The organism is Pseudomonas sp. F007, assembly GCF_057814275.1.
This window is the reverse complement of sequence record NZ_JBVATA010000003.1, coordinates 12,834-27,950: the sequence shown is the minus strand read 5'-3', so window position 1 is coordinate 27,950 and position 15,117 is coordinate 12,834. Positions and strand designations below refer to the sequence as shown.

Annotated in this window: 14 protein-coding genes; 3 read left to right on the top strand and 11 right to left on the bottom strand. The window is 63.1% G+C overall.

Annotated elements, in window-relative coordinates; translation table 11 throughout:
- Positions 1-16: 16 nt before the first annotated feature.
- Entirely contained in the window at positions 17-262 is a 246-nt protein-coding gene (locus tag ACZYR5_RS07635; protein ID WP_489089074.1) for a DUF2789 domain-containing protein, read from the bottom strand.
- Between the two features lie 57 nt (positions 263-319).
- Entirely contained in the window at positions 320-781 is a 462-nt protein-coding gene (locus tag ACZYR5_RS07630) for an aminoacyl-tRNA deacylase (RefSeq protein WP_489089073.1), read from the bottom strand.
- Between the two features lie 217 nt (positions 782-998).
- Here ACZYR5_RS07630 and ACZYR5_RS07625 point away from each other — a divergent pair, with 217 nt between their 5' ends.
- Complete coding sequence (locus ACZYR5_RS07625; protein WP_489089072.1) at positions 999-1,535, top strand: NfeD family protein; 537 nt, start codon at positions 999-1,001, stop codon at positions 1,533-1,535.
- A gap of 2 nt (positions 1,536-1,537) precedes the next feature.
- Positions 1,538-2,296, top strand: a complete 759-nt coding sequence (locus ACZYR5_RS07620; protein WP_489089071.1) for a slipin family protein — start codon at positions 1,538-1,540, stop codon at positions 2,294-2,296.
- A gap of 12 nt (positions 2,297-2,308) precedes the next feature.
- On the opposite strand, the gene ACZYR5_RS07615 is transcribed toward ACZYR5_RS07620, so the two are convergent.
- The 9 genes from ACZYR5_RS07615 to ACZYR5_RS07575 form a co-directional block, all read right to left on the bottom strand.
- Entirely contained in the window at positions 2,309-3,889 is a 1,581-nt protein-coding gene (locus tag ACZYR5_RS07615) for a glycosyltransferase family 39 protein (RefSeq protein ID WP_489089070.1), read from the bottom strand.
- Between the two features lie 110 nt (positions 3,890-3,999).
- Entirely contained in the window at positions 4,000-5,592 is a 1,593-nt protein-coding gene (locus ACZYR5_RS07610) for an efflux transporter outer membrane subunit (RefSeq protein ID WP_489089069.1), read from the bottom strand.
- A complete protein-coding gene (locus tag ACZYR5_RS07605) occupies positions 5,589-6,653 on the bottom strand; it encodes an HlyD family secretion protein (RefSeq protein WP_489089068.1) in 1,065 nt (354 codons plus the stop codon). Before ACZYR5_RS07605 ends, ACZYR5_RS07610 begins: the two co-directional genes overlap by 4 nt.
- Before the next feature lie 19 nt (positions 6,654-6,672).
- Positions 6,673-8,211: an MFS transporter gene (locus tag ACZYR5_RS07600; protein WP_489089067.1), complete on the bottom strand. Its 1,539-nt coding sequence runs from the start codon at positions 8,209-8,211 to the stop codon at positions 6,673-6,675.
- Between the two features lie 112 nt (positions 8,212-8,323).
- The gene (locus ACZYR5_RS07595; RefSeq protein WP_489089066.1) at positions 8,324-9,244 is read right to left on the bottom strand and encodes a LysR family transcriptional regulator; all 921 of its coding nucleotides are present in this window, start codon (positions 9,242-9,244) and stop codon (positions 8,324-8,326) included.
- Positions 9,245-9,299: 55 nt separating this feature from the next.
- The gene (locus ACZYR5_RS07590; RefSeq protein ID WP_489089065.1) at positions 9,300-9,950 is read right to left on the bottom strand and encodes an energy transducer TonB; all 651 of its coding nucleotides are present in this window, start codon (positions 9,948-9,950) and stop codon (positions 9,300-9,302) included.
- Between the two features lie 112 nt (positions 9,951-10,062).
- The gene (locus tag ACZYR5_RS07585) at positions 10,063-11,430 is read right to left on the bottom strand and encodes an HlyD family type I secretion periplasmic adaptor subunit (protein WP_489089064.1); all 1,368 of its coding nucleotides are present in this window, start codon (positions 11,428-11,430) and stop codon (positions 10,063-10,065) included.
- Positions 11,420-13,576 (bottom strand): type I secretion system permease/ATPase, encoded by a 2,157-nt coding sequence (locus ACZYR5_RS07580; RefSeq protein ID WP_489089063.1) that lies wholly within the window; start codon positions 13,574-13,576, stop codon positions 11,420-11,422. The genes ACZYR5_RS07585 and ACZYR5_RS07580 overlap by 11 nt, the downstream gene beginning before the upstream one ends.
- A gap of 40 nt (positions 13,577-13,616) precedes the next feature.
- Complete coding sequence (locus ACZYR5_RS07575) at positions 13,617-14,945, bottom strand: TolC family outer membrane protein (protein WP_489089514.1); 1,329 nt, start codon at positions 14,943-14,945, stop codon at positions 13,617-13,619.
- Here ACZYR5_RS07575 and ACZYR5_RS07570 point away from each other — a divergent pair.
- Complete coding sequence (locus tag ACZYR5_RS07570; protein WP_489089539.1) at positions 14,868-15,059, top strand: hypothetical protein; 192 nt, start codon at positions 14,868-14,870, stop codon at positions 15,057-15,059. The two genes, ACZYR5_RS07575 and ACZYR5_RS07570, sit on opposite strands and share 78 nt — an antisense overlap.
- Positions 15,060-15,117: the final 58 nt, after the last annotated feature.

Sequence of the window (15,117 nt, the reverse complement as noted above, 5' to 3'; positions counted from 1 at the left end):
TTGAAACAAATTACTGCTAGCCCCCCCGCCCCTTACGCAACAACACATTCAACTGATCCACCACCTCAGCCCAATCAGCATCTTCACGAATTTCCTCGCGCAGGAACTGGGCCTGGCTTGGCGTCCAGAAAAACGCATCCGCCAGATGCAGTTCCGGTTTGAGCGGGGAATGAGTCGCGATGAATTTGTCGATGCTCTCGGCGTCATCCGGCAGGCCGAGTTGCTTGAACAGGCTGGGCAGGCTGTGGGTTGGTTTTTCCATGAGGGGACTCCTTGTGCAGGGGGAAACAGGCGGCGGCGCTGAGTGCGCCGCCCGAGGTTATTGGCTCAACTCGCAGACCTGGGCGTGTGGCACCATTTTCAGGTACTCATCCATGCTCATGTGCAGCAGGTTGTTGTGGTTGCCGGCTTCAACATAGATGTCTTTCTGGCGGGTCAGCAGTGGATCGATGACCATGTTCAAGCCATAGGACTCACCCAGGGCGGGCACGGCACCTCGTTCGCAATCGTTGAACAGGTGCGCCAGGGTGCTTTCGCGGGTGACTTGCCATTCGCCGCTGCCGCGCACCTTGCTCAGGTCCAGATGCCGGCTGGCTGGCAGTACGGCCATCAGGTAGTGACCATGGTGATCGTCGAGGATCACCGATTTCGCCACACGCTCGGCCGCGATCCCCGCGACCCGGGCGCTTTCCAGGCTGGTGGCCGAGTGCGGGTGGGCCACCAGGTCAAATTCGCAGTGCGCGTCTTCCAGGCTGCGCTGCACGGTTCTTGCCATACGCATGATGCACCTCGGTGTCCGCCGCGAAGGCTGACGGACGATGGTTAAACCCTTGGTTAATACTTCAAAGTCTAGGCCGGGTGAGGGTCGACGACGGAAAATCCGCCCACTGGAAGACTCGACCCCGTCTGATCGAAATTCGTTCAACCCAAGGCTCTACTAGACTGTAGAGAGAGCCTTCTTCCGGCTCGCAGACGGATGACTCTCCCGGAGGGTCGAAGTGAATATTCGTGGCTGGTGTGTGGTTGCACTGTTATCGGGCTTGAGCACCTCGGCGCTCGCCACCGATGCGGTGACGCTGATGGCGGGCAATCCGTTTGCCGTCTGGTTGATGCTGTTCGGCGTGGCGTTCCTGGTGGCCGAAGCCCTGTTGCCCAATTACGGCGTGGTCGGCCTGGCCGGGATTGTGATGTTCGTGATTGGCGCGGTGATGCTGAGCAACGCAGAGATTCCCACGCCGCTGATCACCGGCCTGGCGGTGGTCAGCGCGCTGTTGCTGATCGCCTTGCTGATCCATGCCTTTAGAACCCGGCCGCGCCACGCGGTGACTGGCGATACCGAGCTGTTCGGCAGCGTCACCCCGGTGCTCGCCCTGCAGCCCGGCAGCGCCTATCACGGCTGGGTGCACCTGCAGGGCGAACGCTGGCAAGTGCGCAGCACCACGCCGCTGCAACCGGGGCAACGGGTACAGGTGATCGCACGCAAGGGGCTGATGCTCGAAGTGGCCGCCACTGACGCGCCGGCGCTGGGAGAATGATCATGGGCCTGCAATTGGGTTTTGCCGCGCTGCTGGTGCTGCTGATTGCACTGGCGGGCTCGACGTTCCGCATCCTGCGCGAGTACGAACGGGCCGTGGTGTTCCAGCTCGGGCGTTTCTGGCAGGTCAAGGGGCCGGGGTTGATCCTGTTGATTCCGGTGGTCCAGCAAATGGTCCGGGTCGATTTGCGCACCATCGTGCTGGATGTGCCGCCACAGGATGTGATTACCCGCGACAACGTCTCGGTGAAGGTCAACGCCGTGCTGTACTTTCGCGTGCTCGATCCGCAGAAAGCGATCATCCAGGTCGAGGACTTTCTCGCCGCCACCAGCCAACTGGCCCAGACCACCTTGCGTGCAGTGCTCGGCAAGCACGAGCTGGACGAGTTACTCGCCGAGCGCGAGCGCCTGAATGTGGATATCCAGCAAGCCCTCGACGCTCAGACCGATGCCTGGGGGATCAAGGTCGCCAATGTCGAGATCAAGCACGTCGACCTCAACGAATCGATGATCCGCGCCATCGCCAAACAGGCCGAGGCCGAGCGCGAGCGGCGGGCCAAGGTGATCCATGCCGAAGGCGAACTGCAAGCCTCGGAAAAGCTCATGCAGGCCGCCGAAATGCTCGGGCGCCAGCCAGGTGCGATGCAACTGCGCTACATGCAGACCTTGAGCTCGATTGCCGGCGACAAGAGCTCCACTATCGTCTTTCCGCTGCCGATCGAGTTGCTCAAGGGCATGGCGGATTTATCGGCCAAGGACTGAAGCCCGAGCCATCTACGGCAAAACAAACAGCCGCGCCCGCGTCCCGCCCGCCACGCTTTCATTGAGCTGCTGCCAGCCGTGCGGCAAGGGTGCGAACTCATCCGGCTGGTCGGCGGTGCTGATCAGCCAGACCCGCCGGGTCGGCGCAGGCAATTGCGCGAGGTGATCGAGGTAGGTCCGCTGTTGTTCATCATCAATCAGGGTGCCGAAACCATAGGCGTTCGGCCGGCTGCTGCGACCATCGGCCTGCGGTGGCGTGTAGAGCAGCGGCGTGGCCGCGGTGCGGTTGTAGTAGACGTAACTCAGGTACCAGAGCATGTCGCTGATGACGATCTGATCGCCGGCCACATAACGCTTATTGACGAACTCGACCATCACGCTGGTCTGGTCATTCACATCCACCGTGGCGTTGTTTGCCAGGCCGACCAGTTCGGTGCCGATGAACAGCACCAGCACGGCCAGCGCCAACGCCCGCGAGCGCTGCAGCAGCCGATCGACCGCCAGCGCGACAATCAGCGGCAAGCCCAGGGCAAAAGCGGTCAGGTAGCGTTCGATGAACACCGGGGAAATCAACGACACCAGGTACACCAGCACCAGCGGCACAAAGGTGTAGAGGGCCAACAGGACGCTCCAGCGAAACTCGCTGCGGTCCCGCCTCAGTGTCAACAGGGTCACGCCGAGCAACATCAGCGGCATCGCGACAAACACCGGCCTGGACAGGCCCTCTCCGTCATCCTGAATCAGCCAGCTCCAGATCATCGAGGGCACGGAGCTCCAGGTCACCGGCAGCTCCCAACCCACATCGCCATTGGCCTTGAGCTGATCCAGATGCTGCACCAGGTCGATCAGGCTCGGCAGCCAGGGCATGAACAGCACGACAATCGCCGCGTTGGCCAACCACCAGCCAGGACGCTGGATAGGCCGCGACGCCAATGGCGATTGCCAGCGCAGCACCAGCAGATACGCCCAGTGGACGATCACACACAAGGCCGTGAAGTAGTGGGTGTAGAACGCGGCACTCATCAACAGCGCGTAGAACACCAGATAGCGTGACTGCCGGGGCTGCTTGACCCAGTACGCCAACGCCAGGGTGGCGCCCAGCAGCCACACACCCAACAACGAGTACATGCGCACTTCCTGGCTGTAGCGCACCGCCGTCGGCAACAGCGCCAGCAGCAACCCGGCCAGTAGCGCTGCGCGCGGCGTGGCGATCACGCGCATCAGCCAGGCGCCGAGTATCACGCACAGGACGCCGGGAAGCGCACTGAGGCTGCGGATCGACAGCAGGCTGTCGCCGAACAGCTCGATCCAGCCATGCAGGAGCATGAAGTACAGCGGCGGATGGACGTCATGGGCGGCGTGGAACCAGATCCCGGACAGCGAATACTGGCTCATCAGCAGGCTGGAACCCTCATCGCCCCAGACCGCGGCGGCGGTCAGGCCGTAGACACGTGTGGCGATGGCCAGCGTCAGGATCGCCAACCAGCCGTACAGACTTTGCCACGCCCAGGCCCTGCGGGTCGCCGGCAAGGATTGCAGGGCCGGTAAATCGGCGAGTTGAGTACCGCTCTCTATTACGCGTCGGACCGCCATGCCTAACCTCGTCCAAGCCCTCGTTCGCCCTGCAACTGTAGGGCAAGGCAGGCGGCTGTGCATGCCTTTAACGACTCGGCAGCGTCAGCCGCCGACACGCGGCACTGCCCTCAAGCGGGGTCCGGTGCTCGGGCCGCGACCCTGGCCAACGGGTAGACCGACTGCCAGCCGCCGCCCAGGGCCTTGTACAAATCGACCATGGCCAGCGACACACCGGTGGCGCTTTCCACCCACTGCTCCTGGGTCGCCAGCAACTCGCCCTGCACGGTCAGGACGTTGACGAAATCCACCACGCCTTCGACATATTGCTGTTGCGCGGTGCGCAGGGCGATCTGGTTCTGGCGCACGGCTTCGGCCAGGCTGTCGCGGCGCAGTTGGCTGGCGTTGTAGCGGGTCAACTGGTCGTCGATTTCATGCCAGGCGTGCAGCACGGTTTGCTGATAGGCCAGCGCCGCTTCCTGCTGTTGCGCCTCACGCAGTTGCAGCATCCCGCGCAGGCGTCCGCCATCGAACAGCGGCAGACTGAACTGCGGGCCAATGGCGAATTGGCGCGAGCCCCAGGAGCCGAAATCACTCAGTTGCATGGCCTGGGAGCCGAGGCTGCCGGACAGGGTGATGCGTGGGTAGAAATCGCCCTTGGCCACGCCAATGTTGGCGGTGGCGGCATGCAGGCGCGCTTCGGCCTGGCGGATGTCCGGACGCCGCTCGGCGAGTTGCGACGGTAAACCGATCGCCACCTGGCGCGGTGTCTGCGGCACCGGGCCGTCCTCCGCCAACTGGGCCTGCAACGCCTGCGGACGCTCGCCCATCAACAGGCTCAAGGCATTGATCAGTTGCGCCTGTCGCTGTTGCAGTGCGGGCAAGCGCGCTTCGATGGCCGACACCTGGGCGGCCGCTTCGGCGACGTCCAGATCGGTTGCCACGCCGTCCGCCAGGCGCAGTTGCGACAACTTCAGGCTATGCCGGGCGACCTCGAGGTTCTGCTCGGTGACGGCGCGGGTGCTCTGCACGCCACGCAGTTGAATGTAGTCCTGGGCGGTTTCCGCCAGCACCGAGAGCAGCACCCCGCGACGATCGTTTTCAGCGACTTCGAGGCTGGCGTCGGCGGCCTCGGTCTGGCGCCGCACCCGCCCCCAGAAATCCAGTTCCCACGACGCCGAGAAGCCCGCCTCCCACAGGTTGAAGGCGGAATCGCCGTTGCGCCCGGACGGATCGCTCAAGCCCTCGCCGCTGTTACGCTTGCGCCCGTAGCTGCCGGTGGCGGCGCTGTTGGGGTATTGCTCGGCGGTGATCACCTGGCGCACGGCACGGCTCTGTTGCAGGCGGGCGCTGGCCAGTTGCAGGTCGAGGTTGTCGGTCAGGGCGCGGCGGCTGAGGGCAGACAGTTGCGCGTCCTGGAATACCTCCCACCAGCGTTCCTCCATGACTGCCGCCACGGCCTGGCTGGCCGCCGGGTGCTGCGGTTTAGACCATTCAGTGACTTGTTGCGCCTCGGGTATCTGGAAGTCCGGGCCGACGGTGCAGGCTGACACGCTCAAGACGAGCAAGGCACACAGTGTGAGGCGCGGCTTCAGGCCCCATCGCGAGCAGGCTCGCTCCCACACTGGACCTGTGTCTGAACAGGGTTTGTGTGTACTGCCGAGATCACCTGTGGGAGCGAGCCTGCTCGCGAAGGCGGCGGCCCGTTCAACGAACATCTTCATCGCTGAACCACCTCATTCTCCCTCACACCAACGGTATCAATGCTCGCTTCCACCGACATGCCCACCCGCAGGCGCTGGGCCATCGGCTGGCCCGGGTCGAGCATGATTTTCACCGGAATGCGTTGCACGACCTTGGTGAAGTTGCCGGTAGCGTTATCCGGTTTCACCGCCGCGAAGGTCACCCCGGTGGCCGGCGCGATGCTCTCGACCCGCCCGGTCAGCGCCTCACCGCCCAGGCTGTCGACACGCACCACGACCCCCTGCCCCGGCTGCACGTCAGTCAGCTGGGTTTCCTGGAAGTTGCCGATCACATAGGCCTGCGCCAACGGCACCACGGCGAGGATCTTGCTGCCCGGCGTGACGTAGGCGCCGACCCGCACCGCACGCTCGCCGACCATGCCATCCACCGGCGCGACGATACGGGTGTAAGACAGCTCGTAGCTGGCCATTTCCAGCGCGGCGTGGGCGCGCTTGAGCCCGCCTTCAGCGGCGTCGCGCTGGGCGCTGAGGATTTCCACCTGCTTGCGTTCCGCCGCGAGCACTGCCGTGGCATTGGCCAGCCGCGCGGCGGCCTGGTCGATGCGGGTGCGTGCTTGCTGGGCATTCTGTACCGTGCCAGCACCGACGCCCGCCAGGTGGTTGTAGCGGTTCAACTCGTGATCGGCGAAGGCCATTTCCGCCTTGGCAGCCACCACTGTCGCTTGTGCCTGGGCGATCACCGAAGCCTGGCGCTCAAGGGTCGCCCGAGCGTTCTGCAATTGCGCCGCGGCCACCAGCGTGTCGGCGTCGGCCGCCTCGGCGGCGGCGCGCAGGTCGCGGTCGTCGATCAGCGCGAGCAACTGCCCGGCCTTGACCTGCTGGTTATCCTCCACCAGCACCTCCTTGATAAACCCGGCCACGCGCGGCGCCACCAGGGTGAAGTCGGCACTGACAAATGCATCATTGGTGCTTTGCTGGGGCGTGCGGCCAAAGACGCCGGGCGCCAGCAGGTAAACCAATACGCCGACGGCCAGTACCGCGGCCGCGGCGCCGGTGAGTTTTTGCCTGGATGAAATCGTCATAGAAAACCTTCTGTATAAGTCAGGTCGGCGCGCGCGGTGGGTAGATCCGCGTCGGCAGCCAGAAAATCAGCAGGATCAGCGCCAGCGCGACCCCGGCCATGCACAGGTACAAATCGGAAGAGGTCAGGACCACGGCTTGCTGGTGCAGGCGCCGGGCAAGCGCGGCGCTGTCGCCTTCGACCAGCGGCGAATTGCCCAGACTGTCGACCAGCATCGACGAGTGGAAATGCAGGCGCGCCGTGGTCAGCGCTTCCAGCACGCCGGTGGCAATCACCGCCGCCAGGCCCTTGACCGTGTTGAACCAGGCCGAGGCGAACGGCCCCTCCAGCGGGCTGATGCTGCCGGTGGAGAGCATCAGCAACGGCAGCACCGACATCGGCTGGCCGAAAATCTGCAGCAGTTGCAGCACGTAGAAGTCGTCGCGAATCCACACCGAGGTCAGGTGCGAGCCGCCGATGCACGACAGCGCCAACATGCTCAGGCCGATCCCCAGCACCCAGCGGCAATCGACCCAACGCAGGTTGCACAGGGCCGCGACCAACGGCAGCGCGATGAGCTGCGGGGCGGCCATCAGCAGCATGATCGGTGCGGTCTGGATCGGCCGATAACCCTGCACCTGCGCCAGGTAGCTCGAAGGAATGATGATCACCGCCAGCAACACCACCAGCACCCCGGCCAGGGTCATCAAGGCAAAACTGAGGTTGCGGATACCGAGCATCTGCAACTTGAAGAACGGCACCGGCTGCGACCATTCGTTGCACAGGAACAACACCAGCAACAGCAGGCCACCGCCCAGCAGCCAACAGATCAGGCTCGACTCGAACCAGTCCAGGCGATTGCCCTGGAGAATGCCGATCACCAGCATGCAGATCGCCGGAAAACCCAACAGCAGGCCGCGCCAGTTGAAGTGCTTGAGGCGCTCCAGGCGCAGCGGATCCTGGGGCAAGCCGTAGGCCACTGCGGCCATGGCCAGCAGGCTCGGCACGATGATCTGCCAGAAGGTCCAATGCCAGCTGACGTACTCGGTCCACAGCCCGGCCAACGGCGTGCCCAGGCCCGGACCGAAAGTGGCGGTCAAGGCGTAGCCGGCCAGGCCGTAGAGTTTGACGTTGGCCGGCAGAAAACGCAGGGCGACGGTCATCAGCATCGGCGGCAGGGCGCCGCCGGCCAGGCCCTGCACCGTGCGCAACAGCAGCAGGCTTTCGTAGGTCGGGGCGAACGGGATCAACAGGCCCAGCAGGGTGAACAGGCCGATCGCGCACAACGTGAAGCGGCGCAGGGAGAAGGTCACCGCACACCAGGGTGCGAACGCCATGGCCGCCACCGAGGTTGCAGCGTAGCTGGCGACCAGCCAGGTGCCTTCGTCGTAGCCAATGGCCATGCCGCCGCGAATGTCGGCCAGGGCGACCTTGGTCACCATCTCGTTCAGGCCCGACACCAGTACCGCCAGCAGCACGCCCACCAGGCCGAGGATGATCCGTGGGCCGAAACTCGGCGGTGCCGCCACCTTGGGTGCGCTGGCCGCATCGAGCGTGGCGGGAACAGCGAGGGAAGTCATGGGAAGAACCGCTCCGGATTACAGAAATACCGGAGCAGTTTAAGAAGTACGACAACTGACGAAAACTGACTTATCGACAGCTTATAAGTGCGTCAGGCGCACGTATCGCGGGTCACTCCGGCTGCGTCGCCAGCCAGGTCGCATCACAGCTGCTTTTGATCGTTTCGCGCAACCAGCGATGGGCCGGGTCCTTGTCGTAACGCGGGTGCCAGGCTTGGGTCAGCATCATCGTCGGCAACGGGATCGGCAAGGTAAACGAGCGCAAGCGCAGCCCCAGGCGCGCGACGCTGCGCAAGGCCTCCTTGGGCACCGGCAGAATCAGGTCGGAATCGGGCAGGACAAACATCGCCGCGTGGAAGCTCGGGGCAATCAATGCCACCCGCCGCTCCAGGCCCAAGGCTTGCAGCGCGGTGTCGATCGGCCCGCGAGCGATGCCGCGGCGGGACATGCTGATATGGGAAAAACGGGCGTAGCGCTCGGCGGTAATTTCGCCTTCCAGCAAGGGATGCCCTTCGCGCACCAGGCCGACCATGTGCGTGGTGAACAGGTTCTGTACCTTCACTTCCGGCGTACGCGGGACCGTGTTGCTGATCATCAGGTCGATGCGCCCTTCGCGCAGCGCTTCGTCGTCGCCATCGCCTTCCGGCACGAAGCGCAGTTCGCAATGAGGCGCCTGACGGTCCAGGGTATCGATCAGATGACCGCCATAGACGCCGACGAAAAAGTCGTTGGCACGCACGCTGAAGCGCCGACGCAAGGTGCTCAGGTCGACGTCATCAGCGGATCGAAACAGCAGCGCCGCCTGCTCCACCAGGTCGCGCACCTGGGCGCGCAATTCCAGGGCCTTGGGCGTCGGCACCAGGCCGCGCCCGGCACGCACCAGGATCGGATCGCCTAAAGCTTCACGCACCCGGGTCAAGGTCCGGCTCATGGCCGCCGGGCTCAGGTTCATCCGCCGCGCGGCACCGACCACGCTGCCTTCATCGAGCAGCGCATCGAGGGCGACCAACAGGTTCATGTCCGGGAGTTGCATGGCAAGCACTCATGGCAGATGGAAAATGATTCAAGCGCAATTCTGGCCGTGTTGGCTAGCCGGAAATGTCGAATGCCTTTTGCACATTTTTCGGCAGCAAGGTTCCGTACAGCGCTTTGGGATGGTCATGACAACGCTGCACCACCTGGGGCAAGGCACTCAGTAATTCAAGACTGAGGGTCGTGCCCTCCTCGGCATTGCGCGAATTGGCAAACACCGGGTACAACAGCGCGGCGGTGGTCCGGGAGAATGTCGGAGCGCTGCTCAGGGGCTGGCCGGGATAGCGGCTGCGGTGCATCGCCAGCTCAGCATTGAGCATCTCGCAGGTCTGGAACAGCATGCTGTGAATGGCGTTATACGGATTGTTCGGCGACTCGGTGCTGAGCCCCGGTTCAAAGATCAGCGTGTTCTGCGCATCGACCACCGCCGGGGCGTCCTTGTCGACCTTCCACGGCTGGAACCGCCATTGCTCGACCGCCGCCGTCGCTGCCAGGCCGAAGGCCTCATGGGTGGCACTCAAGACTTTCACGTCAGTGACCGAACCGTCGTTATGGATATTCAGGCTGACCCGCACATTGCCCGACACCCTGCCCATCGCCGCCGGATAAGCCGGCTTTGGCAGGTAGGCCGTGTCAGCCGTGGGCGGGAACGCCGCCGAGACATTCAGCGAGCACAGCAGGGCTGCACCGAGGAGGAGAAGACGCATGGAAATCCTTTTGAGGCGCCGAAACAATGGCGACGATTGTCGCGCACCTCGGCGCTAAAGGACAACCATTCTCATCTGCAAAGCTCCAAGCTTGCGGCTTGCAGCAGCGCCCTCACCGCTCATGCAACGCCTCCGCCCTAGCCTTGATGATCGGCTTGAGCAGATAGCTGAGGATGGTTTTCTTGCCGGTGATGATGTCCACCGAGGCGACCATGCCGGGGATGATCAGCAGCGGCTTTTCATCGGTGCCCAGATGGCTGCGTTCGGTGCGCAGGGTGATCATGTAGTAGGTGGTTTTCTTGTCTTCGTCGGTGATGGTGTCGGCACCGATTTTTTCCAGCTTGGCCTTGAGGCCGCCATAGATGGTGTAGTCATAGGCGGTGAACTTGACCACGGCTTCCTGGCCGGGGTGCAGGAAGGCGATGTCCTGCGGACGGATCTTCGCCTCGACCAGCAGGGTGTCGTCCAGCGGCACGATTTCCACCATGTCGCTGCCGGGCTGGATCACCCCGCCGATGGTGTTGACCAGCAACTGCTTGACGATGCCGCGCACAGGCGAGGTCACCAGCGTCCGGCTGACCCGGTCCTCCAGGGCCTTGCCGGTGGCCTGCGCCTTGTTCAGTTCAGTGCGCGCCTCGTTGAGCTGGGTCAGCGCTTCACTGCGGAACTTGCCACGGGTTTCGTCGACCTTGCGCTGCACTTCCTTGATCGCCGACTCGGCACGCGGGATGGCCAGGGTGGTCGCGTCCAGTTGGCCACGGGTCTCGACTTCGGCGCGCTTGAGGCGCAGCACTTCCACCGGCGATACCGCGCCCTGGGCCACCAGCGGCTCGGACATGTTGATTTCCTGGCGCTGCAAACCCAGGGCCTGGCGGTATTGCGCCTGCTTGGAGATGAACTCGCGCAGCTCCTGCTGACGCTGGATCAACTGCTCCTGCAAGCCGCCGATTTCATCGTGCAGTTGCTGGCGACGGCTGATGTACAGGGATTCTTCGTTGGCGGCCTGCAACGGCACGGCCTTCACAACGTCGGCGGCGAAGGCCAGCGGGCGATCATCGACCTCGGCACTCAAGCGCTCCACCCGCAGCAACATCGACAGGCGATCGGCCTCGGTTTCGCCAGCGTTGGAGACAAACCGCGTGTCATCCAGGCGAATCAGCGGCGCACCGGCCTCGACAATCTGCCCTTCGCGGACGAACAGCTCGGAGACGATACCGCCTTCCAGGTTCTGGATTTTCTGCAGCTTGGAGGATGGAATGGCCTTGCCATCGCCGCGGGTCACTTCGTCGATCACCGCGAAGTTGGCCCACAGCAGCATGAACAGGAAGAAGGCGATGATGCCCCAGATGGTCAATCGAACCACCCGCGGGGCGTCTTCGATCAGCGCTTTCTTGACCTCGGGCAATGGCTGCCCGTCGAGGGATTCGGAGCCTTTGAAGTAACTGCGGATCGAGTCGCGCACACCGGACTTAAGCAACACTGATCTGCCCCTTCTTCAATGCTTCCATCACCACGGCTTTCGGGCCATCGGCGAGAATCTGTCCGCGGTCGATCACCAGCAACCGGTCGACCAGCGACAACAGCGAGGCCCGGTGCGTGACCAGCAGCACGGTCTTGCTCTCGATCACCGACTGCAGGCGTTGTTTCAAGCGTTCTTCACCGGTGTTATCCATTGCGCTGGTCGGTTCATCGAGCAGCAGGATCGGCGGATTGAGCAGCAGCGCTCGGGCCAGGGCGACGTTCTGGCGCTGACCGCCGGAAAGGTTTTGTCCGCGCTCGCCGACTTGCAGTTCATAACCCTGCGGGTGCAGGCGGGCAAATTCGTGCACACCGGCCAGTTCGGCGGCCTGCAGCACCAGTTCGTCTTCCATGTAGCGCGCACCGGACACCAGGTTGTCGCGCAGGGTACCGGCCAATAGCTGGATGTCCTGCGGCACGTAGCCGATGTTGTGGCGCAGTTCGCTGACGTCGATCTGACGAATGTCCACGCCGTCGACCAACAAGGCGCCGTCGTCCGGCTGGTAGAGGCCGACCAGCAGCTTGGCCAGGGAGCTCTTGCCCGAGCCGCTGCGGCCGATGATGCCGATCTTCTCGCCCGGCTTGATCACCAGGTTGATGTTTTTCAACGCCGGGTTCTGCTGGCCCGGGTAGGTGAAGTTCAGCTGCCGGCACTCGATGGCGCCTTGCACCACCTGGCGGCTCAGCGGGCGCTCGTCAAAGTTGCGCTCCTGCGGCAGCTCCATCATGTGGTCGACCGAGCCCATGGTGACCCTGGCCTGTTGATAGCGCGTCAGCAGGCCGGACAGCGAGGCCAGCGGGCTGAGTGCGCGGCCGCTGAGCATGTAGCAGGCGATCAGCCCGCCCATGCTCAGGTTACCGGCGATGATCTGATACACGCCGAAGGCGATCATGATCACCCCGGCCAGTTGCTGGATCAGCAAGGTGATGTTGATCGACAGCCCGGAGAGCATTTTCACCCGCAGTTCGAGGCGGCTGAGGGTGCCGATAGTCTGCTCCCACTGGTACTGACGCTCGCTCTCGGCGTTGTTGACCTTGACTGCGTCGAGGCCGGAGAGGGTTTCGATCAGGCTCGACTGCCGCTCGGCGCCGAGCGCCATGGTGCGTTCCATGGTTGCGTGCAATGGCTTTTGCAGCATGTAGCCAATCAGCAGCGCGATCGGGAATGCCAGCACCGGGATCCACACCAGGTGCCCACCCAACAGGGCGATCACCAGGAAAATCAGCAAGGTGAACGGCAGGTCGATCAGGCTGGTGAGTGTCAGCGAGGCAAGGAAGTCGCGCAGGCTCTGGAACTCATGGATGTTCTGCGCAAAGCTGCCGACCCGGGCAGGACGGTATTTCATCGACATGCCGACGATCCGCTCGAACAGGGTCGCGGAGATGATCAGGTCGGTTTTCTTGCCCGCCAGGTCCAGGCACAAGCTGCGCAGACTCTTGAGGATCAGGTCGAACATATAGGCGCCGGTAATCCCGACCACCAGTACCCAGAGGGTCGCTTCGGCCTGGTTCGGCACCACACGGTCGTAGACGTTCATCACGAACAGGGGCGCGGCCATGGCGATGATGTTGATCAGGAAACTGGCGGCGATCGCGTCAGCGTAGAGCCAGCGCGAGCGCTTGAGGGTGTCGCGGAACCACGAGCGCGCGCGCGGGATCAGGGTGCCGTGGTTGACGTCGAATTTATGCTGGGGCTGGGCGAAGAATGCCTGGCCGATGTAATCGTCTGCCAGCAGCTCACGGCTGACCAGGACTTCGCCGCCATCGCTTTCGCTGAGCAGCAGACGTGCCTGATCCTCGCCGTGCCAGCCCAGCAGGACCGCACTGCGGTCGTCCTTGAGCAGCAACAGCGCCGGCATGGCGATCGTCGGAATTTTATCCAGCTTGCGTTGCAGCACCCGCCCTTGCAGGCCGGCACGCGCGGCGGCGCGTGGCAGCAGCTCGACGCTCAGGCGCTGCTTGGGCAGTGGCAGACCGGTGGTCAGCATCGCCGCGCTGGCAGGTTTCTGGTGCAGCATGCACAACGCCAACAATCCGTCGAGTAACGGATCGTCGTGCGAGGCGCGTGGATCATGACTGAGATGAACTCGACTGGCTTCTGATTCCACGCTCAATACTCTCGGCTATCAATTGAACATTAACTAAAGCTCAATTCATGCCAGGAAGCTGAACTTTTGGCTTCACGTCGTTCTGTACGACGGAGGCCATCGGTGCGACCACTCCCTGGCTCTTGAGCAACTCGCCCATGGTCGCCTTGATTCGATACTGAGTAAATAACTGAATGTTCTTGATTTCCACCAAACGGCGGGAAGCGTTGAACAATTCGTTTTCACTGTCGAGCAAGTCGAGCAGGGTTCGCTCGCCAAGGCTGAACTGCTGCTGGTAGGCGCTGCGCACGCTGGTGCTGTAGTCGACGTACTTCTGCGCGATCGGCACCTGGGCGTTGGCGTTGTTCAGGGCGTTCCAGGCCAGGCCCAGTTCTTCATTGAGTACGCGCAGGGCGTTGTTGCGCACGTCCAGTGCCTGGTTGGACAGGTAGGCCTTGGATTCCAGGTCAGCCTTGTTGCTGCCGCCGGCATACAGGTTGAAGCGCATGCGCAGCATGGCCTGCCATTCATTGCTGTGACCGTCCGAGCCATCGATGTCGTTGTCGGCAGAACGCCCCAACTCGGCGTCGAAGCGCGGGTAGAAGGTCGACTTGGCAGTGTCGTACTGCTTTTCCGCCGCGACGATGTCCGATTCCGCCGAGCGCAGGATTGGGCTGTTGTCCAGCATCTGCTGGCGCGCTTCGTTCAGGTCGGCCGGCAGCATGGCCAGGAACGGCGCAGGACGCTCGAGTTGATCGGGCATCTGGCCCACGGCGCTGAGGAAGTTGGTCTGGGCGTCCGCGAGGTTGGTCTGCTCGGTGATCAGGTTGTTGCGCGCCTGGGCCAGACGGGCTTCGGCCTGGTCGCGGTCGGCGGTACGGCCGACGCCACGCTCGGTGCGCAGGCGGATCTGATCGAAGATCCGCTCGTGGTTGCGCAGATTGTCTTCAGCCAACTGCACGAACTCGCGACGGCTCAGCACGTCGAGGTAGACCTGGGCAACGGTCAGCGCGGTGCGCTCGGAGGTGCCCAACAACGAATAAGCACGGGAATTGACGGTGGCTTGTTGACGCCCAACTTCGCTCGACGTCGCAAACCCGTCAAAAACCATTTGCTGCAGTCGCAAACTCGACTCGCCGCGGTTCAGGGTTTCCCAATCGTTACGTCCGGTACCCGAACGAGTGGAAGGGCTGTCGGTGCCTTCCCGACCATAACCGCCGAGCAGATCGACCTTCGGCAGGTATCCCCCTTCAGCAGCTCTTAATTGATAATCCGCGGCCAAACGGCTGTTTACACCTGCCTGGATTTCCGGATGGACATCCAGCGCCTGTTGCATCGCTTGGGGAAGGGTTTGGGCTTGTACGAAAGTAGCGGCGAGCGTGAAAGGCAAAGCTTTGAACAAGTGCGAAAGCATAAAAGAATTTCCCAGGACTTCATGTCTCGAATCACAGCAAAAAAGCGGGCTGCGGCGGAAAATGGCAACCGGAATGACCGTATGTCGTGAGGCTCAAAACTATTAACTGAAATACATGCTGTAGGTCAGGTCGCCGCGTAAATATCAA